Genomic DNA, 21,441 nt, shown 5'->3' on the forward strand with positions numbered 1-21,441 from the left:
ACCGAAAAGCTTATGGACTTACAAGACATACTGGTATATATAATAGTTGCCGGATGCGTGATATTCGCGTTCCGGCACTACATCAAGATTCTGTTCAGAAAAAAGAGCAAGGATCCGGGTTGCGGATACGGATGCGCAGGCTGCCCGCACGCATCCCGGGGATGCAGTGACGACAGACTCAAAAAGACAGGCGCACAGAAGAAAGCGCGCCAATGAACAAACGGCAGGCACTGAAACACGAAGCCGCAGAAAAGGATGCCGGATTCAAGGCATACAGCACTTTTCCGGCTTCGTGTCTTTGTGCCTGAAAATCCGTTTCAGCCCACCCTCTTCATTTTTCTTATCAGATCTTTCGTATCCGCCGGAACGCGGTTCGACTCGATAATCTTCCGCAATGTCTTATTATAAGTGTCGCTGTCCAGCGAAGAATGTTTCAGATATTCCATCGTCCGTTCCGGAAACTTGACGAAACATACCGAAAGCGCCCATGCCACTCCCATCTTCACGTAGTATCCTTCTTGCCGGATCTGCTCGAAGCAGGCAAACATTTCATCCAGATGATCCCCGTCGACATAATATTCCATCATGCGCACGACACCGAAACGCACCTCAAACTCCCGCGACGATTTCAGCCACTCTTTCAGATATTCCCATATGCGCTCCTGGTGTTTCCTGAAATAAGCCTTTCCTCCGGCAAACTGAAAGACATCGCATTCCGACCAGCTTTCGATTACCCACACAAACTTTGTCACCCGATGAAGATATGCCTCGATGTCGTCATCGGGCTTGATGTAACCGAGCACCAGCCCCTGAAGCATCCTTTCCTCCAGATAATCATTGTCGGCTCTCTCCAGAAACAGTTCCCAGTCGTTTTTGGCAATCTGCCTGGCCAGGTTTCTCAGATCGGGCACACGGATACCTAATATATGCTCAACGCCCGGATGCAGGCTTTCCGTGAATTTGCGGTTTCCTTCCGCCGCCAGCCGCAGCAGATGCTCCCGCACCGTAAGGTCATTTATTTTCAAATCGTCCATTTTACGCCATCAATAAAAAACGGGGGTGAAGTTATTGTTTTTTATGCAAACGGCAATTGTCCGCAGACTAAAATTTGCAAACGATTGAACCATGCGGGACATCGCGCACGGCACATGAAGGAAACAGACCGGCGAATGCCCGGCAGATTCTTCACCTCCAGCCTGAAGACATACATCTTTAATCTAAAGATTGGCATCTCCAGCCTGGAGATTTATATCTTTAGGCTGGAGATACAGATTTTGTCCCGCAAGGCCACCTTTCCGTCACATTCGCCGGCAGTGCCGCAAAGCCTCCGGCCGACGGAGGCACACAGTCCTCTCCCTGCAACAGAAAAACAAGAGATGCAAGATTTCCGGCAAAAAAACAGAAAAAAAGTTTTGGCTATTCAAATTTATCCGTATATTTGCAAGCGTATAGAAACAAACCGGAACAATCCGGCAATAAAACAACAGATAATACAACGCTATGTTACATACAATGGTAAATACATTCTTCTGGTGGCGCCTCTTGCAACTTCCAAAGTCGTAAGGGAAACCAGTCGCGTGTATATGTTACCATCCAAATAGAGCAAACCATATAGCAAAAGGGCTGTCGTACTTTACGGCAGCCCTTTTTGTTTTATCCCCAGACAAATCAGTTAATCACACTAAAATACAAAAACATCATGAAGACTTATCAAGTGAATCAAGAAGGCTACTACGGAGAGTTCGGCGGAGCATTCATCCCCGAAATACTCCACCGCTGCGTGGAAGAGCTGAGAAACTCGTACCTGCGCATCATGGAAAGCGACGGCTTCAAACAGGAGTTCGACACGCTGCTCCGCGACTACGTGGGGCGTCCTTCCCCGCTCTACCTCGCCAAAAGGCTGTCTGAAAAATACGGCTGCCGGATCTACCTGAAACGCGAGGACCTGAACCACACGGGAGCGCACAAAATCAACAACGCCATCGGACAGGCACTCATCGCGCAGCGCATGGGAAAGAATCGGATCATCGCCGAAACGGGAGCCGGACAGCACGGAGTGGCAACGGCGACGGTATGCGCCCTGCTGGGCATGGAATGTGTGGTATACATGGGAAAGACCGATGTGGAACGCCAGTATGTAAACGTGCAGCGGATGAAGATGCTGGGAGCGAAAGTGGTGCCGGTGACTTGCGGAAACATGACACTCAAGGATGCCACCAACGAAGCCATACGCGACTGGTGCTGTCATCCGGCCGACACATACTATATCATCGGCTCTACCGTGGGGCCTCATCCTTACCCCGATATGGTGGCCCGGCTGCAGTCGGTCATAAGCAAGGAGATCAGAAGGCAGCTTGCCGAGCATGAAGGGCGCGACTATCCCGACTACCTGATTGCCTGTATCGGAGGGGGAAGCAACGCAGCGGGAACCGTCTACCACTACATCGATGACGAAAGGGTGAAAATAGTGCTTGCCGAAGCAGGCGGGAAAGGAATCGGAACGGGACTGTCTGCCGCAACCATCCAGGCCGGACTGCCGGGAATCATCCACGGCTCGCGCACGCTGGTAATGCAGGACGAAGACGGACAGATTCTGGAACCTTACTCCATTTCCGCAGGACTGGATTATCCGGGCGTGGGTCCGATGCACGCAAATCTGGCCAGACAGCACCGGGCTACAGTTCTTGCCGTCAACGATGACGAGGCCGTCCGCGCCGCATTCGAACTGACCCGCCTTGAAGGAATCATACCTGCACTCGAATCGGCACATGCCCTAGGCGCGCTCGAAAAGGTGAACTTCAAGCCCGAAGACATTGTGGTGCTCACGGTTTCCGGCCGGGGCGACAAGGACATAGACACTTACCTGAAGTTCATGCAATGAAAAGACATAAGCTTCAAACATCACTTATCACATACATAAGGACATGAAAACATTTCACTACCATACAAAATACAAACTGATTCTCGGCGACCTGCATACGCCGGTAACCACTTATCTGAAACTGCGCGACCTGTTTCCGCAAAGTGCCCTGATGGAAAGCTCCGACTACCACGGATCTGAAAACAACCGATCGTTCATCGGACTCGACCCGATAGCAAGCGTGTCTGTGGGCCACGGGAAAGCCGTAATGGTCTACCCCGACCGATCGAGGGAAGAACTGGATCTCACCGAATCGTTCAGACCCGAAAACGCCATCAGCAAGTTCCTCTCGCGCTTCAAGGTAGAAGGAGAATACGCACGATACTGCGGACTTTACGGATATACCACGTTCAACGCCATCCGCTATTTCGAGCACATCCCCATCAAAGACAGCAAAGACAGCAAGAACGATGCGCCGGACATGCTCTACATCCTCTATAAATACCTGATCGTATTCAACGACTTCACAAGCGAAATGACCCTGGTGGAGATGCAGAACGAAAACGAACCCGACCATATCGAGGAGGTGAAGAAAGCGATTGAAAACCGCAACTACACCACCTATCAGTTTCGCGCCACAGGTCCCGTCACCAGTACGCTGACCGACGAAGAGCACAAAGCAAACATACGCAGGGGCATCGGACACTGTCTGCGTGGAGATGTATTCCAAATCGTTCTTTCACGGCGGTTCGTCCAGCGCTACGAAGGGGACGACTTCCAACTCTACCGTGCATTGAGAAGCATCAACCCTTCGCCCTATCTGTTTTATTTCGACTTTGGGGGCTTCCGCATCTTCGGCTCTTCGCCCGAAACGCATTGCCGGATTGAAGGCCGCCACGCAACCATCGACCCCATCGCCGGCACCGTAAGAAGAAACGGAGATAAGGAAAAAGACAGGATACTGGCGGAACAGCTGCTGAAAGACCCGAAAGAAAACGCCGAACACGTGATGCTGGTAGACCTTGCGCGTAACGACCTGAGCCGCAACTGCCACGACGTACACCTGGATTTCTACAAGGAAGCCCAATATTACAGTCATGTCATCCACCTGGTAAGCCGGGTAAGCGGAGAACTGAACGAGGGGGCAGATCCCATCAAGACATTCGTCGACACGTTTCCGGCCGGCACGCTGAGCGGAGCGCCGAAAGTAAAAGCCATGCAGCTCATCAGCGAAATGGAGCCGCACAACCGCGGCGCATACGGCGGATGCATCGGATTTATCGGATTCGACGGATCGCTCAACCAGGCCATCACCATCCGCACTTTCGTAAGCCGCAACAACGAACTTTGGTTTCAGGCCGGAGGCGGAATCGTGGCCAAAAGCAATGAAGAAAACGAACTGCAGGAAGTTAACAACAAGCTGGCGGCACTGAGAAAGGCTATCTTTCTTGCCGAACAGCTGTAACAAAAAGCAAACTACATCATGAATATTGTAATCATAGACAATTACGACTCGTTTACATACAACTTGAGTCATCTGGTAAAAGAATTGGGAGCAACAGTCACCGTAGTGCGCAACGACCGGTTTGAGATGGACGAGCTCGGAAAATACGACAGGATTCTGCTCTCGCCGGGACCGGGGGTGCCGGAAGAAGCCGGAAAACTGCTTGATGTAATCCGCACATACGCCGGAAAAAAGCCGATCCTCGGAGTGTGTCTTGGCGAACAGGCTATCGGAGAAGTATTCGGAGGCAGGCTCACCAACCTAAAGAGCGTTTATCACGGCATACAAAGCCGAATCTCGATCGTAGCCGACGACCCTATTTTTGCGGGACTCCCCCGTGAGATAAGCGTGGGACGGTACCATTCGTGGGTAGTCGACACGGACGGCTTCCCGGAATGCCTCGAAGTGACTGCCGTCAGCAGCGAAGGGCACATCATGGCTCTCCGGCACAAAGAACTGGACGTGCGGGGCATCCAGTTTCATCCCGAATCAATCCTTACTCCCGACGGAAAACAAATGCTCCGCAATTGGATAAACCACTAAACAGATACAACTATGAAACAGATACTTAAACGACTATTCAATCACGAAACGCTTACGCAGGAAGAAGCGTGCAAACTGATGGCAGGCATCACAAAGGGAGAATGCAACGAGGCGCAGATAGCCGCATTCCTGACCGTATTCCAGATGAGAGGGGTAAAAGTGGACGAACTGATCGGATTCAGAGAGGCCTTGCTCGCTTCACGCATTCCGGTTGACCTGGCAGCCTACCGTCCGATCGACATCGTGGGTACGGGCGGCGACGGGAAGAACACATTCAATATCTCAACCTGTGCCTGCTTCATCGTGGCCGGAGCGGGCTATCACGTGGCCAAACACGGAAACTACGGAGCCACATCAGTGAGCGGGGCGAGCAATGTAATGGAACTGCACGGAGTAAAATTCACCAACCGGCAGGATATGCTGGAACGCTCGATCGAAAAATGCGGAATGGCGTACCTCCACGCTCCCCTCTTCAATCCGGCCATGAAGACGGTAGCTCCCATCCGGAAGGCGATGCAAGTGCGCACGCTGTTCAACCTCCTCGGACCGCTTGTGAATCCCTGCCTGCCGGAATATCAGCTGCTGGGAGTGGCCGACCTTCCACAGATGCGCCTGTACACCAACACGCTCCAGCAGCTCGGCATCGGCTTCGCCGTAGTAAACAACCTGGACGGATACGACGAGATCTCGCTCACCGACGAGTTCAAGGTGATGACAAACCTTTATGAAACGATACACCGTCCTTCCGAACTTGGGTTCTCGCTCGTCAAGCAGGAAGAGCTCCACGGAGGAAACACGTCGCAGGAAGCGGCCCGCATCTTCGACAATGTGCTGCAGGGAGAAGCCACAAAAGCGCAGACAGACTGTGTGCTGATCAATGCCTCGTTCGCCATTCAGGTCATGGAGCCTGCAAAATCGATCGAAGAGTGTGTGGCAATAGCACGCGAATCGCTCAACAGCGGCAGGGCACAGCAGACCTTCAAAAAATTCATCGAACTAAACAACTGAACATCTCATCAGAACAAAACAACATGAAAAAAGACATTCTACATGATATCATAGCACAGAAACAGATTGAACTGACCCAGCAGAAAGCGTCTGTACCCGAATCGGCGCTGGAAGAGATGCTTGACGGAAGGCCGGCAGACGGCCGCAGCATGAAAAAGGCGCTGGCCGAATCACGCGTGGGAATCATCGCCGAATTCAAGCGCAAATCGCCTTCAAAAGGCTGGATAAACCGGGATGCGAACCCGCTTGAAGTGGCCGAAGGATATGTCCGGAGCAAAGCCTCAGCACTTTCGGTACTGACAGACGAACCGTTTTTCGGCGGAACGCTGAAGGATCTGGCAAACATACGCAAGGCGGTGGAAGTGCCTGTTCTTCGGAAAGACTTCATCATCAGCCGCTACCAGCTTCTTCAGGCTAAACTGACAGGAGCCGACGCTGTTCTGCTTATCGCCGCCGCCCTGTCGCCCAAAGACTGCTTCCTGCTGGCACAGGAAGCCCACAACCTCAACCTTGAGGTCCTGCTCGAACTGCACAGTGAAGAAGAGCTGGGGCATTATAACGAGTACGTGGACATGGTGGGAATAAACAACCGGAACCTGGGGACCTTTCATACTGACGTAGAGAACTCGTTCCGCATGGCCGGGAAGCTCCCCAAAGATGCCGTCCGTGTTTCAGAAAGCGGAATATCTTCGCCCGAAACGATACACAGACTCAGAGAAGCCGGCTACCAGGGCTTCCTCATCGGAGAAACATTCATGAAAACGCCCGATCCGGGAAAAGCTTTGTCTGACTTCATCAAACGCCTGGACCTATGATCGTAAAAGTATGCGGCATGACCGACGGAGAAAATATCCGCCAGGCCGAAAAGACTGACATGCAATGGATGGGATTCATCTTTTATCCTCCCTCTCCGCGCTGCGTCCACCGCAAGCCCGACTATCTGCCCGAAACGGTCGGGCGTGTAGGGGTATTCGTTGACGCAGCGACAGAAGCGATCTTGCAGATTGCAGACGAGTGGAACCTGGAACTGGTACAACTGCACGGGAAAGAAACGCCGGAACAATGCAGCACACTGCGGAAAAGCGGACTGAAAACAATCAAGGCTTTTTCCGTGGGGAGCAGGGAAGCATTGCATTCCGTCGCTGCCTATGAGAACTCCTGCGACTTTTTCCTGTTCGACACACCCTGCACGGAACACGGAGGCTCGGGACGCTCCTTCAACTGGAGCCTGCTGAAAGACTATACAGGAAGCACCCCCTTCCTCCTGAGCGGCGGACTGAATCCGAACAGCATCGGAGCATTGTCCCGATTCACCCACCCGCAATGGGCAGGAATAGACCTGAACAGCGGGTTCGAACTGGCGCCGGGCATCAAGGATACAGAAGCCCTCGGCAAGTTTATCAGAGCATTCAAGAAAATGTATTCACAACAAAAACAACAAGCATTATGAACCGTATCAACAAATTATTCAGCGAAAAAAAACACAATATCCTGTCGGTATATTTCTGCGCAGGAGATCCGACACTGGAAAGCGTACCTCAAATCATACGCACGCTTGAAAAGAAAGGAATAGACATGATAGAAATCGGAATCCCGTTCAGCGACCCGATGGCGGACGGTCCCGTGATCCAGAACGCAGCCATGCATGCGCTGCGCAACGGGATGACGCTGCGCAAACTGTTCGGACAGCTGGCCGGCATCCGGCAAGACGTAACCATCCCTCTCATACTGATGGGCTACCTCAACCCTATCCTGCAATACGGATTTGAAAACTTCTGCGCCTCCTGCCGCGAATACGGAATCGACGGGGTCATTATCCCTGACCTTCCGTTCAAGGAGTATCAGGAAGAATTCCGAGCCACGGCAGAAAAATACGACATCAGAATCATCATGCTCATCACGCCCGAAACAAGCGAAGAAAGAATCAGGCAGATTGACGAACATACCGACGGATTCATCTACATGGTTTCCTCTGCCGCCATCACCGGAGCACAAAAGAACTTCAACGAACAGAAGCAGGCTTACTTCAAACGGATCGACGGAATGAATCTGCGAAATCCGCGGATGATCGGTTTCGGAATCTCAAACCGGCAGACATTCGAAGCAGCCTCATCATACGCCGCAGGATGTATCATCGGAAGCAAGTTCATCACACTTCTGGAAGAAGAAAAAGGCGATGCAGCTAAAGCGGCCGACCGTCTGCTGGATGCGCTCAGACAATAAAAAACCGGGCAGGACGCGTACATTTTGCTATTTTTTCCATCCCGTTTCTTCTCCATCACACCGAAAAATACTATCTTTGTGCCAATTAAGCATAGAAACAAAAGACAACATGATAAGACCAGATTATCCTTCCGTTCTGCTCATTTACACTGGAGGAACAATCGGTATGATAGAGAATCCGGAAACCGGAGCATTGGAAGCGTTCAACTTCGACCAATTGCAGGAAAATGTACCGGAATTGAAGCGGTTCAACTACCGTATCTCATCGTATCAGTTCAATCCGCCCATCGACTCCTCCGACATGGAACCGTCACTTTGGGCCAAACTTGTGAAGATCATCGAGTACAACTATGAAAATTTCGACGGATTCGTCATTCTTCATGGAACTGATACGATGGCTTACACGGCCTCGGCACTGAGCTTCATGCTTGAGAACCTGAGCAAACCGGTCATCCTTACCGGAAGCCAGCTTCCGATCGGCGTTCTGCGCACCGACGGAAAAGAAAACCTGATCACTTCCATCGAAATCGCGGCCGCAAAACACGCGGACGGAACAGCCATTGTGCCCGAAGTGTGCATCTTTTTCGAGAATCATCTGCTCCGAGGCAACCGGACAACCAAAATCAACGCGGAAAATTTCAACGCTTTCCGCTCATACAACTATCCGGCTCTCGCCACAGTGGGCATCCACATCAAGTATGAATACGACAAAATCCGGAAAGTGGATCCGACACTGCCGATGCACGCGCATTATGTATTCGACACAAACGTTATTATCCTGACCCTCTTTCCAGGCATACAGGAAAATATCGTAAGCACCGTACTTAACCTTCCGGGACTGAAAGCCGTAGTCCTCAAGACATACGGATCGGGAAATGCACCGCAAAAGGAATGGTTCATCCGCCTGCTGGCCGACGCCACCCGCCGCGGCATCGTCATAGTAAACATATCGCAATGCCAGACAGGCATGGTAGAAATGGCGCGCTACGAAACCGGACTGCAACTCATTGATGCCGGCGTGATCAGCGGATATGACTCGACGGTAGAAAGCGTGCTCACCAAACTGATGTTTCTGCTGGGACACAATCTATCGCCGAAAGAAATACGCAACGAACTGAGCCACCCGTTGGCCGGAGAATTTACCCGCCCCAAACTGTAACATAATTGTAACAGTTATTTCATAAGGAAGAAACAAGATACGGCCATCTTTGCCCTCAAAAACAGACCAAACATTTCTAATTATAAAAAACGGAAACAAACCATGAACAATGATTATCGTATATTGGTCGTAGATGACGAAGAAGATTTGTGCGAAATTCTGAAATTCAACCTTGAAATGGAAGGATATGCAGTAGACACAGCCAACTCCGCAGAGGAAGCTCTCAAACTGGATCTGGCTCAGTACAGCCTGCTGCTGCTCGACGTGATGATGGGAGAAATTTCCGGCTTCAAGATGGCCAGCATGCTGAAAAAGAACAAGGACACGCAAAACATACCCATCATATTCATCACCGCCAAAGACACGGAAAACGACACGCTCACCGGATTCAACCTGGGCGCGGACGACTACATATCCAAACCGTTTTCATTGCGCGAGGTCGTAATGAGAGTAAAGGCCGTGCTGCGCCGCACAGCCGGAGTGCAGACACAGACTCCCGAACAGCTTGCATATAAGGGGCTGGTGGTAAACATACCGCAGAAAAAGGTGACCATCAACGGCGAGGAAGCTCCGCTGACAAAAAAGGAATTTGAAATCCTTCTGCTTCTGCTGCAAAACCAGGGAAGAGTGTTCTCGCGCGAAGACATCCTTGCCAAAGTATGGCACGACGAAGTTTACGTGCTTGACCGTACCATTGATGTGAACATCACCCGCCTCCGCAAGAAAATCGGAGAATACGGCCAGCGAATCGTTACTCGCCTGGGATATGGATATTGTTTTGAATGTGAATAAAAAAGACTGCGACTGCTAAAACTGCCATGACTAAAATTTCTTTACGGTTTCTTTCGTTCAGCCAAAAGCTGTTCCTCTCCGTCGTGTTCCTTTTTCTGAGCTATGCCGTCTGCTTCATCCTCTTCCAGTACCAAAGAGAGAAGTCGTTCAAATCAGAACTGCTGAACATCCAGCTGCAAAACTACAACAACCAGGTATATGGTTTCATCGCCGACAACAAAGGCTTTACAGGAGAAACCATGCAGCATTATGTCACCACGCACATGATTCCCAACCTGCGGGTCACCATCATCAAACCGTCGGGACAGGTGATTTACGACAACACAAACCGAAACTGGAAGTCGTTTGAGAACCACGCGGACAGAGAAGAAATACAGGAAGCCTTAATGTACGGAAGCGGATACTCGATAGGCAGGCAGTCTGAATCGAATGAGGGGCAGGAATATTTTTACTCGGCACGCTACTACCCTCCCTACCGGCTCATTGTACGCTCTGCGCTTCCCTATAACGTAAGTCTGGCAGAACATTTGCGCGCAGACTCGGGCTACCTGTGGTTCGCGTTCATCATCTGTTTTCTTCTGCTTGTGATCTTCTACCGCTTCACCCGCAAGCTGGGAGTGTCGGTAACCAAATTGCAGCAGTTCGCCATGAAAGCGGACAGAAATGAGCCTATCGACATGGACATCCTGCAAACGTTCCCCAAAAACGAATTAGGAGAAATCTCCCAGCATATCATCAAAATCTACAAAAGACTGCACCGCACCAAAAGTGCCCTATACATCGAGCGCGAGAAACTGATTCTGCATCTTCAGACATCGCACGAGGGGCTGGGCGTGTTTACGAAAGAGAGAAAAGAAATCCTGGTGAACAATCTTTTCACTCAATACATCAACAATATATCCGACAGGCATCTGCATTCGACAGAAAAAATCTTTTCCATACCTGAGCTCCAGCCCATCAATGACTTTCTGTCCCAGAACATCAGCACGGAGAGTTTCAGCAAAGAGGAGAAGCGCTTCTCGATGCACATCAACAAAAACGCGCGCTCTTTCACTATCGAGTGCATCATCTTTCAAGACATGTCGTTCGAAATATCAATCAATGACATGACACAGGAAGAAGAGCAGGCACGCCTGAAACGCCAGCTTACCCAAAACATCGCTCACGAACTGAAGACTCCGGTAAGCAGCATCCAGGGGTATCTTGAAACCATCATCAACAACCCCAACATCCCGCAGGAAAATGTGCGCTCGTTTCTTGAGCGAAGCTACGCGCAAAGCAACCGCCTGACTTACCTGCTCCGCGACATATCGGTGCTGACACGCATGGACGAAGCCCCCGAAATGGTGGAAAAGGAAACGGTCAACCTCAGCAAGATTGTCGGAAACATTCTGAACGAGGTGGCTATGGGACTTGAAGAGAAACATATCACGGTGGTCAACAAGATGCCGATGAACCTTATTGTGACCGGAAGCAGCTCGCTGCTGTACTCGATTTTCCGCAACCTGACAGACAATGCCATAGCTTATGCAGGCACAAACATCAAAATAACCATCAGCTGCTTCCGGGAGGACGAACGCTACTATTATTTCAGCTTTTCCGACACTGGCGTAGGAGTCCCTGAAGAACACTTGAACCGCCTGTTCGAACGGTTCTACAGGGTAGACAAGGGACGCTCCCGCAAACTGGGAGGAACCGGCCTCGGCCTTGCCATCGTAAAAAATGCGGTCATGTTCCACGGAGGCACAATCTTCGCGAAAAACAGAGCAGAAGGAGGCCTTGAATTCGTATTTACACTGCTGAAAGATTCCGGACCCAATATACGGGAACAATGACACAATCCGAATGATACCGGAGCTAATTCTATGTTCCAGCGTTTGAACTATACAGTCCAGCAGCTGGACTGTATAGTCCACGTATGTGGACCGTACGGTTCACGCGCTGGACTATAGAATACACAAGCGCATGTGCGTATTTCCCACGGGAAAACACATACGCCTCAACTGCTCAGCGCAAAAAAGAAGCGAGCAAGAAAACCTCCGGAAAACGGAGATGCAACAGCCAAAAGAAGCGTCAGGAACTATCTTACCCGGTAGGTCAGTTCTCCGTCACGGCTGATGCCCAGTCTTACGTTATAGCAAATGGCACCGCCCGGAACGCAAAGAGTGGCCTGATACCAGAAGCCTTCGCTGTCGATCCCCGCAAAATTCATATCAGACAAGATGGCAGAGCGCAGAAAATCCGCAGGAACCACTTGCGAGAACATTTCCTTATTCATATCGCGTGCAAACAGGCATTTCTTTCCCTGGTATATACAGATATGGATAATGTTGTCGTAGTAAATGTTCTCAACGGGAAGCCCTTCTTCGCTCACGCCCATATTGACAACTTTCTTCCTGGTCGGATTGATGTAAGCATACCCTCTGAAACGTTCTCCGCCATAAACGATGACAGAGTCCTTTTCAACGACCTCATCGGCCGTTTCCGGCACTTCCACCGCTGTTCCGAACGAGATCGTGTCCGTTTCGGCCTTGTGCAGGGAAACCATATCGCCGGCAAGCGTCCGATATCGCAGGAAGTACATTCCCCTTTCCTGTATCGGATAGTTCAACGTGTCCGCCCCGAATACGACCAGCGTATCATTCCTCACTGTAAAAGACATGGGCAGGTTTATCTGGCTGGCATAATAGATGCTGTCGCCTTTGATCTTGAAAAGCGGAAGCTCCGTATTATCATCCAGCCATATCCCCTGAAGCTCATGCACAGCCGTCGAATCAATCTCATCCTTGCGCTCTTCGCCGTTCTTCTGCGACGAGTTACACGCTACGCATAAAAGCACGCAGAGTGCCGTGAAATGAAACTTTCTCATATTCTTTCCTTATGCCTTGCCTCTGCCAAGCCGGCTATTTGCTTCCGATGCAATGGTAGGCAATGCCTGATTCGGCAAGTTCTTTTCTGTCATAAATATTGCGTCCGTCAAAAATGACGGCATTGTTCATTGTCTTCTTGATGACTCCCCATGCGGGCAGACGGAATTCTTTCCATTCGGTCACGAGCAGCAAGGCATCGGCATCAAGCAAGGCATCGTACATGTCGCAGGCATAATAGACGGCATCCCCGAAACGGCGGCGGGCCTCGTCCATGGCGGCCGGATCGTAAGCACGCACAACGCATCCCGCCTTCAGCAGCCGGTCAACCAGCACCAGTGCAGGAGCCTCGCGCATATCATCGGTTTCAGGTTTGAAGGCAAGCCCCCAAAGAGCAATTGTCAGGCCTTTCAGATTCCCCTCATAATATTTCTCAAGCTTACGGAAAAGGATATCCTTCTGGTCTTCATTGACTGCTTCCACCATCTTGAGCACGCGCATCGAATAGCCGTGCTCTTCTGCCGTGCGGATAAGCGCCTTCACGTCTTTCGGGAAGCAGGAGCCGCCGTATCCGCAGCCCGGATACAGAAATTTCCGCCCGATTCTCGTATCTGACCCCAAACCGCTCCGCACCATGTTTACATCGGCGCCCACCAGTTCACAAAGATTGGCAATGTCATTCATAAAGCTGATGCGGGTGGCCAGCATTGAGTTGGCCGCATATTTGGTCATTTCAGCCGAAGGTATATCCATAAATATCACCCGGAAATTGTTGAGGAGGAACGGACGATAAAGCTTGCTCATCAGTTCTTTCGCCCTTTCCGAATCAACGCCCACCACCACACGGTCGGGAGTCATGAAGTCTTTTATGGCATTTCCTTCTTTCAGGAATTCCGGATTGGAAGCCACGTCGAAATCTATCTGAACGCCTCTGTTGCGCAGCTCTTCCTCTATCACGGCCTTCACCTTGCGCGCCGTCCCCACAGGTACCGTGCTCTTTGTCACCACCAGCACATAACGGTTCATGTTCCGCCCGATAGTATGAGCCACCTCAAGCACGTACTGCAAGTCTGCACTTCCGTCCTCATTGGGAGGAGTGCCGACAGCCGTAAATACGATAGACACATCGTCCAAACAGTTTTCGAGCGAAGTCGTAAAGCTCAGTCTGCCGGCCTTTACATTACGGAGAACCATTTCCTCCAGCCCCGGCTCATAAATGGGAATCTCACCCTTATTCAATGACGCGATCTTTTCGGCGTTCGTATCAACGCAAACCACATTCGCTCCGGTTTCTGCAAAACAAGTGCCCGACACCAAGCCCACGTATCCTGTTCCGACAATAGCTATATTCATATCCTTGAACTGTTTTTTTAAATGTTTCAGCGCACAAAATTATAACAAATTTGGATTAGATGAGAAATTTGCCTCAGAAAGATACTTCAGATAACAGAAAAAAATATTAATTTTGCGTTATGAATGAATTAGCGAAACATATAGAAGTATTGCTGCTTGAGAACGACTGTGTCATTGTTCCGGGGCTGGGGGGATTCATCGCGCACAACCGTCCGGCATCCTATGCAGAAGAAAAACATATATTCGAGCCTCCCATGCGCACCGTGGGGTTTAATCCGCAACTCATCATCAACGACGGATTGCTCGCGCAGTCATACATGCAGACATACAACACCGACTTTCCCGACGCAACGAGAAGAATTGAAAAGACGGTAAACGCAATCAAAGAAGACATTTATCGGGAAGGACAGGTAAAGCTGGAAAATATCGGCACATTATATTATAATATGAACGGACTGTATGAGTTTGAACCGTCAACCCGTTCTTTCTTCACTCCGGACCTTTACGGCCTGGAAGGATTCAGCATGGCTCCTCTCGCTGAAATCCGCCGCATACCTTCCGTTTCCGTGCCCGCCAAGGACGAAAGCAAAACAACGGTTTCGTTGTATAATTGGCTGCGCACCACTGTAGCGGTTGCAGCGGCTGTTCTGCTGTTCTTTATCCTCTCCACTCCGGTAGAGAACACTTACATAGACGACGCCAACTTCGCTTCGCTCGGCTCGATCGACATGTTCGATGCCATCCGCGACCAGTCTGTCGCCACTTCCCTTTCTCTGCAAAAGCAAAAAAGCCCGAGCAAAGAAGACGACAAGAAAAAAGCGCGCAACAATATCAATACGCTCAAGCCGGTCAAAGTAAAAACCGAAACCGTAGCGGCCAAAACAGCAACAAAAAACATAGCAAAGGCGGAGAAGAAGACTGAAAAGGTGGAGAAAAAAACAGAAAAGGCAGAGAAGAAAACTGAAAAGAAGGTTGCCGGAAAACGTTCCTATGTCATAGTGGCCAGCCTGACCAGCAATGCCGACGCGCAGAGAACGCTGAAGAGCTTCATAAAAGACGGCTATACAGACGCAGAAGTCGTAGAGTCGAACGGCCGCTTCCGCATCGCCCTCGGGCACTTCTCGAATGAAGCCGATGCTTACCGCAAAGTGCAGGAGATCAGAAAGATTGACAGCTTCAAGAATGCATGGGTCTTCACATCCAAATAACCATCTTATTCTTATTTTCCGCTTATGAAACGTGTCAGATGCCCCAAGTGCGACAATTATATACAGTTTGATGAAACAAAATACGAAGAAGGACAGTCGCTCGTCTTTGTTTGCGACAATTGCAAAAAGCAATTCAGCATCCGTATCGGAAAAACAAAGCTGAACGCAGCCAACCGCCGCGAAGAAAAAGTTGACGAAAAAGAAGGAATACAGGATTTCGGCAACATAACAGTCATCGAAAACATTTTCGCCTACAAACAAGTGTTCCCTCTCCACGAAGGAGACAACCTGATCGGAAGGCGCAACAAGGGGGACAAGATAGACATACCCATTGAAAGCAATGATCCGAGCCTGGACAGAAGACACTGCTACATCAATGTTTCAAGAAACAAGCAGGGAAAACTGACCTATACGCTGCGCGACAACAACAGCGTGACGGGCACGTTCCTGATGAACAGCCTGCTCGGGCCGAAAGACCGCATACGGATTGAAGACGGCGCCGTGGTGAGTTTGGGAGCCACGACCTTTATCCTTCATGAAGCGCTTGCCGAGGATACGGACAGATAAACGCCTGCCCGCATAAGCAGGCTTCCCAGATCCGGCATGCGTCCTGCATATCCCGCACATGAAACCCCGAAACGAATACTAACTTTTAACTTTTTACATACATGGCTTTTACTAACAACGTAATGATTGTCCGTCATAAGCTGCTGGAAAATCTGGTAGCCTTATGGAAGGAAAACCAACTTGTTGAGAAGATTGACCGCGTCCCCATCGAAATGACACCCCGCCGCTCGCAGCCCGTGGGACGGTGCTGCATACACAAGGAACGCGCTGTCAACAGATACAAATTGCTTCCGTTGCTGGGATGGGACATGACCGACGAAACCGATGAGCTGACTCCCCTGTCCGAATATGCCCGCAAAGCGTTGGAACGCCGCGGAAAGATCAAGGAGAACATCCTTTGCGTCATCGACGAAGCGTGTTCTTCGTGCGTGCAGGTCAACTATGAGGTAAGCAACCTTTGCCGCGGATGCGTGGCAAGAAGCTGCTACATGAACTGTCCGAAGGGAGCTGTCCATTTCGACAAGAAAACCGGACAGGCGCACATAGACCATGACAAGTGCATAAGCTGCGGACTGTGCCATAAAAGCTGCCCTTACCATGCCATCGTATACATTCCTGTGCCATGCGAAGAAGCATGTCCGGTAAAAGCCATCAGCAAGGACGAAAATTACATCGAGCATATTGATGAAAGCAAATGTATATATTGCGGGAAATGCCTGAATGCCTGCCCCTTCGGAGCCATCTTCGAAATATCTCAGGTATTCGACGTTTTGGAAGAAATAAGAAACGGGAAACAAGTGATAGCTCTTCCCGCCCCTTCTGTACTGGGACAGTTCAAAGCCAGCATCGATCAAGTATACGGCGCACTGAAACAAATCGGATTTGCTGATGTAATCGAGGTTGCGGAAGGTGCCATGCACACCACAAGCAACGAGGCGCACGAACTGCTGGAAAAACTGGAAGAAGGACAGAAATTCATGACCACTTCTTGCTGCCCGTCGTATATCGAACTGGTAAACAAGCATATCCCCGGCATGAAGCCGTATGTTTCGTCTACCGGCTCTCCCATGTACTACGCTGCACGCATCGCACGCAAGAAATATCCGGACGCTAAAATCGTATTCATCGGTCCGTGCATCGCCAAACGAAAGGAAGCGCAGCGCGACGAATGTGTGGACTATGTGATTACCTTCGAAGAACTGCATCCGATTTTCCGCGGACTGGGCATCGAACTGGAACAAGCCAATCCTTACAAGGTGGCATACGAATCGGTCTGCGAGGCTCACGGATTCGCACAGGCCGGAGGCGTTGCAGGAGCTGTCAAGGCTTATCTGGGTCCCAAAGCAGACGGCATCAAAGTGCTTCAGTTCTCTGACTTCAACAAGAAGAATATCGGCGTTCTCCGTGCGTATGCAAAGACAGGAAAAGTGGACGCACAGTTCATCGAGATGATGGCATGCGAAGGAGGATGCGTGACCGGACCAAGCGCGCACAACGATCCGATGGCAGGCCGCCGCCAACTGAACCAGGACCTGCTGAAACGTACACTGAAATACGAGAACCTCCGCGAAGAATAAACTCTTCTTATGATAGAACTGATCAAGCGTCTTCGTCGGGAACACACGTTAGCTCCCGACGAATTCCGCACGCTGCTGACCGGATGCACACCCAAGATGCTGGAGGATATCTGCGGAGAAGCCAGGGAAGTGGCGCAAGAATCTTTCGGAAACAGAATCTATATCCGCGGACTGATTGAGATTGGAAACGGCTGCCGGAACGACTGCTACTATTGCGGCATCCGCCGGAGCAACCGCCTTGTGAAACGCTACCGGCTGGACAATGACACCGTGCTGGAGTGCTGCCGGAAAGGATATGCCCTTGGATTCCGTACCTTTGTCTTGCAAGGAGGTGAAGAAAGCGAAGCCGCAGACGAAGCCATGGCAGAACTCATCAAACGCATCCGTGAAGAATTTGCCGACGCAGCCATCACGCTCTCGCTGGGAGAAAAGCCGGCCGAATCATACGAACGTTTTTTTCGGGCCGGAGCAAACCGGTACCTGCTCCGCCACGAAACGCACAATCCGGAGCATTACCGGACACTGCATCCCCAAAGCATGTCGCTCGCCCACCGGCTCCGCTGTTTGGACGACTTGAAGCGAATCGGATTCCAGACGGGTACGGGCATCATGGTGGGAAGCCCCGGGCAGACAGTGAATCATTTGATAGAAGACATACTCTTCATCGAAAAGTTCCGTCCGGAGATGATTGGGATCGGCCCTTTCATCCCACACTGCGACACACCTTTCGCTGCATCTCCTCCGGGAAGCCTGGAACAGACGCTGCTGATGCTTTCGATCTTCCGACTGATGCATCCGCATGCGCTCATACCTTCCACCACTGCGCTTGCCACCCTTTCGCCCAAAGGACGCGAACGGGGAATTCTGGCCGGAGCAAACGTGGTGATGCCCAACCTCTCTCCGGCAGAAGAGCGGAGCAAATACGCGCTCTACAACAACAAGGCTTCGATGGGAGCAGAATCTGCGGAAGGGTTGCGGCAACTGAACCGGCAATTGAAAAGCATCGGATACGAAGTTGATTACGGACGGGGAGATCACCCTTCCAGAACGAAAAGAACACTATAATTATGTATAAAAAAGAATCCAGAAAAGCGGAAGAATTCATTTGTCATGAAGAAATCATAGAAACCCTCGATTATGCAAAACAGCATGCAAACAATCTCGGCACAGTACGTTCCATCCTTGAAAAGGCCCGTGCCTGCAAAGGACTCACGCACCGGGAAGCTGCCATACTGCTGGAGTGCAGCGATCCGCAGCTGACCGATGAAATTTACCGGTTGGCACGTGAAATCAAGCAGAAGTTCTATGGCAACCGGATTGTCATGTTCGCACCGCTGTATCTCTCGAACTACTGCATCAACAGCTGCACTTACTGTCCGTACCATATCAAGAACAAACATATCGCCCGGAAGAAACTCACTCAGGAAGATATCCGGAGAGAAGTCATCGCCCTGCAGGACATGGGGCACAAACGGCTGGCTATCGAAGCAGGAGAAGACCCGCTGAACAATCCGATAGACTATATCCTGGAATCCATAAAAACCATCTACAGCATCAAGCACAGGAACGGAGCTATCCGACGCGTCAATGTGAACATAGCAGCCACAACTGTCGAGAACTACCGGAAACTACGCGATGCAGGCATCGGCACGTATATCCTGTTTCAGGAAACCTACCACAAAGAAAACTACGAAAAGCTGCATCCACGCGGACCGAAAAGCAACTATGCCTATCATACGGAAGCGATGGACCGTGCCATGGAAGGAGGCATAGACGATGTGGGCATCGGCGTGCTGTTCGGACTGAATACGTACCGGTATGATTTCGTCGGGCTGCTGATGCACGCGGAACATCTGGAAGCGGCCTTCGGTGTAGGCCCGCACACCATCAGTGTGCCCCGCATCTGTCCGGCAGACGACATTGATGCCGGCAGCTTCAAGGATGCCATCTCCGACGAAGTGTTCCAGAAAATCGTAGCGGTCATCCGCATCAGCGTACCTTATACAGGCATGATCATCTCCACCCGCGAATCACAGCGGTCGCGCGAAAGGGTGCTCGAACTGGGGATCTCCCAGATAAGCGGAGGGTCGCGCACCAGCGTGGGCGGATATGCAGAAGCTGAACTTCCGGAAGAAAGCTCAGCACAGTTCGACATAAGCGACCACCGCACATTGGACGAAGTGGTGGCATGGCTGCTGAAATTAGGATATATACCCAGCTTCTGCACTGCCTGCTACCGGGAAGGACGCACGGGCGACCGCTTCATGTCGCTGGTCAAGACCGGACAAATCGCCAACTGCTGCACTCCCAACGCATTGATGACACTGCAAGAATATCTGGAGGACTACGCTTCTCCGGAAACAAGGCTCCTCGGAACAGACATGATCCGCCGGCAGATGGAAGAAATTCCCAACCCTGCCATACGCCGCCGTGCCGTAGAAAATCTGACACGGATCAAAGAAGGCAAACGCGACTTCCGATTCTGATTCTTCCGGAAAAGCTGCTTACGCAAACATTTAATATACAAACCTATGAACGAAACTCCCCGATCCAACCGCCTGCATATTGCCTTCTTCGGCAAACGCAACAGCGGAAAGTCTTCACTCATAAACGCGCTGACCAGCCAAACCATATCTGTCGTTTCTGACGTGCCCGGAACCACCACCGACCCCGTGCTGAAAGCAATGGAAATTCATGGCATAGGTCCCTGTGTCTTCATCGATACGGCTGGACTTGACGATGAGGGCCAGTTGGGCGAACTGCGCATAAAGCAGACGCTGCGCGTCATGGAGCGCACAGACATCGCACTGATGGTATGCACAGACGGCGACATCACCCGGGAAATGCAATGGGCCGGACGGCTGAAAGAAAAAGATGTGCCCGTTATCTGGGTTCTCAACAAATGTGACCTGCTTGACGCTCCCCAACAGACTATGAGGCAAATCGAGCAGATATGCGGACAGGTGCCGCTTCCAGTCAGTGCAAAGCAGCACCAGGGAACGGAAGAAATACACCGGCGGATTGCCCAGCTGCTGCCCGACGAAACCATGAACCGCGGACTGCTGGGAGGACTTGTTGAAGAGGGAGAAACCGTCATGCTGGTCATGCCGCAAGACCTGCAAGCACCCAAAGGAAGGCTCATCCTTCCGCAAGTGCAGACCATACGGGAGCTTCTCGACAGAAAGTGCCTGGTGATGAGCTGCACCACAGACAAGATGGACCAGATGCTCCAAGCGCTTGCACGTCCCCCCAGACTGATTATAACGGATTCGCAGGCTTTCAAAACAGTATACGAGAAAAAGCCGAAGGACAGCAGACTGACTTCATTCTCCATACTCTTCGCACAATACAAGGGCGACATCGATTATTTCCTGAAAGGTGCGGAAGCCATCGGAAGGCTTACTGAGGATTCACGCGTGCTGATAGCCGAAGCGTGCACCCACGCTCCCATGACAGAGGATATCGGCAGGGTGAAGATTCCGAACATGCTGCGCAAACGCATAGGCGGGGGACTGCAGATTGATGTGGTGTCGGGCAACGATTTTCCGGAAGACCTCTCCCCCTACAGCCTGGTCATTCATTGCGGAGCCTGCATGTTCACTCGCAAATATGTGCTCAACAGAATCGCTTCGGCTAAGGAACAGCACGTGCCGATGACGAATTACGGAGTTGCCATTGCATGCCTGACCGGAATACTTGACAAAGTTGAAATCACTCATTGATTCCAGAAGATTTATATAGAGGGTGTGCCAACACAAAATTTGGCAATCAACAGGAAAT

Annotated in this window: 21 protein-coding genes; 18 read left to right on the plus strand and 3 right to left on the minus strand. The window is 51.0% G+C overall.

What is annotated here, in order from left to right; genetic code table 11:
* Window positions 1-12: 12 nt before the first annotated feature.
* Window positions 13-216 (plus strand): FeoB-associated Cys-rich membrane protein, encoded by a 204-nt coding sequence (locus QUW60_RS00250; RefSeq protein WP_258338230.1) that lies wholly within the window; start codon window positions 13-15, stop codon window positions 214-216.
* Window positions 217-317: 101 nt separating this feature from the next.
* Here the strand turns inward: QUW60_RS00250 and QUW60_RS00255 are convergent, their stop codons facing one another.
* Window positions 318-1,034 carry a DNA alkylation repair protein gene (locus QUW60_RS00255; RefSeq protein WP_258338229.1) on the minus strand — a complete coding sequence of 239 codons (717 nt, stop codon included), beginning with the start codon at window positions 1,032-1,034 and terminating at the stop codon, window positions 318-320.
* A 114-nt stretch (window positions 1,035-1,148) separates the two neighbouring features.
* On the opposite strand from QUW60_RS00255, the gene QUW60_RS00260 reads away from it, so the two are divergent.
* The 11 genes from QUW60_RS00260 (at window position 1,149) to phoR (ending at window position 11,924) form a co-directional block, all read left to right on the plus strand.
* Complete coding sequence (locus QUW60_RS00260; RefSeq protein ID WP_289558002.1) at window positions 1,149-1,601, plus strand: hypothetical protein; 453 nt, start codon at window positions 1,149-1,151, stop codon at window positions 1,599-1,601.
* A gap of 98 nt (window positions 1,602-1,699) precedes the next feature.
* Window positions 1,700-2,881, plus strand: coding sequence for a tryptophan synthase subunit beta (gene trpB, locus QUW60_RS00265; protein WP_258338227.1), 1,182 nt, complete (start codon window positions 1,700-1,702; stop codon window positions 2,879-2,881).
* A gap of 43 nt (window positions 2,882-2,924) precedes the next feature.
* Window positions 2,925-4,325, plus strand: a complete 1,401-nt coding sequence (locus QUW60_RS00270) for an anthranilate synthase component I family protein (RefSeq protein ID WP_289558003.1) — start codon at window positions 2,925-2,927, stop codon at window positions 4,323-4,325.
* A gap of 18 nt (window positions 4,326-4,343) precedes the next feature.
* On the plus strand, window positions 4,344-4,907 hold the full coding sequence (locus QUW60_RS00275) for an anthranilate synthase component II (protein ID WP_258338225.1): 564 nt from the start codon (window positions 4,344-4,346) through the stop codon (window positions 4,905-4,907).
* A 12-nt stretch (window positions 4,908-4,919) separates the two neighbouring features.
* Window positions 4,920-5,915, plus strand: coding sequence for an anthranilate phosphoribosyltransferase (trpD, locus tag QUW60_RS00280; protein ID WP_289558005.1), 996 nt, complete (start codon window positions 4,920-4,922; stop codon window positions 5,913-5,915).
* 23 nt (window positions 5,916-5,938) lie between these two features.
* Entirely contained in the window at window positions 5,939-6,730 is a 792-nt protein-coding gene (trpC, locus tag QUW60_RS00285; protein WP_258338223.1) for an indole-3-glycerol phosphate synthase TrpC, read from the plus strand.
* Window positions 6,727-7,365: a phosphoribosylanthranilate isomerase gene (locus QUW60_RS00290; protein WP_289558006.1), complete on the plus strand. Its 639-nt coding sequence runs from the start codon at window positions 6,727-6,729 to the stop codon at window positions 7,363-7,365. Before trpC ends, QUW60_RS00290 begins: the two co-directional genes overlap by 4 nt.
* Window positions 7,362-8,138 (plus strand): tryptophan synthase subunit alpha, encoded by a 777-nt coding sequence (gene trpA, locus QUW60_RS00295; protein ID WP_289558008.1) that lies wholly within the window; start codon window positions 7,362-7,364, stop codon window positions 8,136-8,138. The genes QUW60_RS00290 and trpA overlap by 4 nt, the downstream gene beginning before the upstream one ends.
* Before the next feature lie 109 nt (window positions 8,139-8,247).
* Complete coding sequence (locus QUW60_RS00300; RefSeq protein ID WP_258338220.1) at window positions 8,248-9,297, plus strand: asparaginase; 1,050 nt, start codon at window positions 8,248-8,250, stop codon at window positions 9,295-9,297.
* Window positions 9,298-9,399: 102 nt separating this feature from the next.
* On the plus strand, window positions 9,400-10,089 hold the full coding sequence (phoB, locus tag QUW60_RS00305) for a two-component system response regulator PhoB (RefSeq protein ID WP_258338219.1): 690 nt from the start codon (window positions 9,400-9,402) through the stop codon (window positions 10,087-10,089).
* 26 nt (window positions 10,090-10,115) lie between these two features.
* Window positions 10,116-11,924: a two-component system sensor histidine kinase PhoR gene (gene phoR, locus QUW60_RS00310; protein ID WP_258338218.1), complete on the plus strand. Its 1,809-nt coding sequence runs from the start codon at window positions 10,116-10,118 to the stop codon at window positions 11,922-11,924.
* Between the two features lie 245 nt (window positions 11,925-12,169).
* Here phoR and QUW60_RS00315 read toward each other — a convergent pair whose 3' ends face one another.
* Window positions 12,170-12,958, minus strand: coding sequence for a DUF4738 domain-containing protein (locus tag QUW60_RS00315; protein ID WP_258338217.1), 789 nt, complete (start codon window positions 12,956-12,958; stop codon window positions 12,170-12,172).
* A 34-nt stretch (window positions 12,959-12,992) separates the two neighbouring features.
* On the minus strand, window positions 12,993-14,309 hold the full coding sequence (locus QUW60_RS00320; protein ID WP_258338216.1) for a UDP-glucose dehydrogenase family protein: 1,317 nt from the start codon (window positions 14,307-14,309) through the stop codon (window positions 12,993-12,995).
* Between the two features lie 119 nt (window positions 14,310-14,428).
* Between QUW60_RS00320 and QUW60_RS00325 the strand changes: the two genes are divergently transcribed.
* From QUW60_RS00325 to hydF, 6 genes are all read left to right on the plus strand, one after another.
* The gene (locus QUW60_RS00325; RefSeq protein WP_289558011.1) at window positions 14,429-15,517 is read left to right on the plus strand and encodes an HU domain-containing protein; all 1,089 of its coding nucleotides are present in this window, start codon (window positions 14,429-14,431) and stop codon (window positions 15,515-15,517) included.
* A 24-nt stretch (window positions 15,518-15,541) separates the two neighbouring features.
* A complete protein-coding gene (locus QUW60_RS00330) occupies window positions 15,542-16,084 on the plus strand; it encodes an FHA domain-containing protein (RefSeq protein WP_258338214.1) in 543 nt (180 codons plus the stop codon).
* Window positions 16,085-16,185: 101 nt separating this feature from the next.
* Complete coding sequence (locus QUW60_RS00335) at window positions 16,186-17,661, plus strand: 4Fe-4S dicluster domain-containing protein (RefSeq protein ID WP_289558013.1); 1,476 nt, start codon at window positions 16,186-16,188, stop codon at window positions 17,659-17,661.
* A 9-nt stretch (window positions 17,662-17,670) separates the two neighbouring features.
* On the plus strand, window positions 17,671-18,726 hold the full coding sequence (gene hydE, locus QUW60_RS00340; protein WP_289558015.1) for a [FeFe] hydrogenase H-cluster radical SAM maturase HydE: 1,056 nt from the start codon (window positions 17,671-17,673) through the stop codon (window positions 18,724-18,726).
* A 2-nt stretch (window positions 18,727-18,728) separates the two neighbouring features.
* Window positions 18,729-20,147 (plus strand): [FeFe] hydrogenase H-cluster radical SAM maturase HydG, encoded by a 1,419-nt coding sequence (gene hydG, locus QUW60_RS00345; protein WP_258338211.1) that lies wholly within the window; start codon window positions 18,729-18,731, stop codon window positions 20,145-20,147.
* Between the two features lie 45 nt (window positions 20,148-20,192).
* Window positions 20,193-21,383, plus strand: a complete 1,191-nt coding sequence (hydF, locus tag QUW60_RS00350) for a [FeFe] hydrogenase H-cluster maturation GTPase HydF (protein WP_289558016.1) — start codon at window positions 20,193-20,195, stop codon at window positions 21,381-21,383.
* Window positions 21,384-21,441: the final 58 nt, after the last annotated feature.

Origin of the sequence: Bacteroides gallinaceum (assembly GCF_030373775.1) — a bacterium.
Classification (GTDB): Bacteria; Bacteroidota; Bacteroidia; order Bacteroidales; family Bacteroidaceae; genus Phocaeicola; species Phocaeicola excrementipullorum.

Bases quoted from the DNA above. Each gene is read 5' to 3' on its own strand.
- QUW60_RS00250 (WP_258338230.1), top strand. From the start codon at position 13: ATGGACTTACAAGACATACTGGTATATATAATAGTTGCCGGATGCGTG.
- QUW60_RS00255 (WP_258338229.1), bottom strand. From the start codon at position 1,034: ATGGACGATTTGAAAATAAATGACCTTACGGTGCGGGAGCATCTGCTG.
- QUW60_RS00260 (WP_289558002.1), top strand. From the start codon at position 1,149: ATGAAGGAAACAGACCGGCGAATGCCCGGCAGATTCTTCACCTCCAGC.
- trpB (WP_258338227.1), top strand. From the start codon at position 1,700: ATGAAGACTTATCAAGTGAATCAAGAAGGCTACTACGGAGAGTTCGGC.
- QUW60_RS00270 (WP_289558003.1), top strand. From the start codon at position 2,925: ATGAAAACATTTCACTACCATACAAAATACAAACTGATTCTCGGCGAC.
- QUW60_RS00275 (WP_258338225.1), top strand. From the start codon at position 4,344: ATGAATATTGTAATCATAGACAATTACGACTCGTTTACATACAACTTG.
- trpD (WP_289558005.1), top strand. From the start codon at position 4,920: ATGAAACAGATACTTAAACGACTATTCAATCACGAAACGCTTACGCAG.
- trpC (WP_258338223.1), top strand. From the start codon at position 5,939: ATGAAAAAAGACATTCTACATGATATCATAGCACAGAAACAGATTGAA.
- QUW60_RS00290 (WP_289558006.1), top strand. From the start codon at position 6,727: ATGATCGTAAAAGTATGCGGCATGACCGACGGAGAAAATATCCGCCAG.
- trpA (WP_289558008.1), top strand. From the start codon at position 7,362: ATGAACCGTATCAACAAATTATTCAGCGAAAAAAAACACAATATCCTG.
- QUW60_RS00300 (WP_258338220.1), top strand. From the start codon at position 8,248: ATGATAAGACCAGATTATCCTTCCGTTCTGCTCATTTACACTGGAGGA.
- phoB (WP_258338219.1), top strand. From the start codon at position 9,400: ATGAACAATGATTATCGTATATTGGTCGTAGATGACGAAGAAGATTTG.
- phoR (WP_258338218.1), top strand. From the start codon at position 10,116: ATGACTAAAATTTCTTTACGGTTTCTTTCGTTCAGCCAAAAGCTGTTC.
- QUW60_RS00315 (WP_258338217.1), bottom strand. From the start codon at position 12,958: ATGAGAAAGTTTCATTTCACGGCACTCTGCGTGCTTTTATGCGTAGCG.
- QUW60_RS00320 (WP_258338216.1), bottom strand. From the start codon at position 14,309: ATGAATATAGCTATTGTCGGAACAGGATACGTGGGCTTGGTGTCGGGC.
- QUW60_RS00325 (WP_289558011.1), top strand. From the start codon at position 14,429: ATGAATGAATTAGCGAAACATATAGAAGTATTGCTGCTTGAGAACGAC.
- QUW60_RS00330 (WP_258338214.1), top strand. From the start codon at position 15,542: ATGAAACGTGTCAGATGCCCCAAGTGCGACAATTATATACAGTTTGAT.
- QUW60_RS00335 (WP_289558013.1), top strand. From the start codon at position 16,186: ATGGCTTTTACTAACAACGTAATGATTGTCCGTCATAAGCTGCTGGAA.
- hydE (WP_289558015.1), top strand. From the start codon at position 17,671: ATGATAGAACTGATCAAGCGTCTTCGTCGGGAACACACGTTAGCTCCC.
- hydG (WP_258338211.1), top strand. From the start codon at position 18,729: ATGTATAAAAAAGAATCCAGAAAAGCGGAAGAATTCATTTGTCATGAA.
- hydF (WP_289558016.1), top strand. From the start codon at position 20,193: ATGAACGAAACTCCCCGATCCAACCGCCTGCATATTGCCTTCTTCGGC.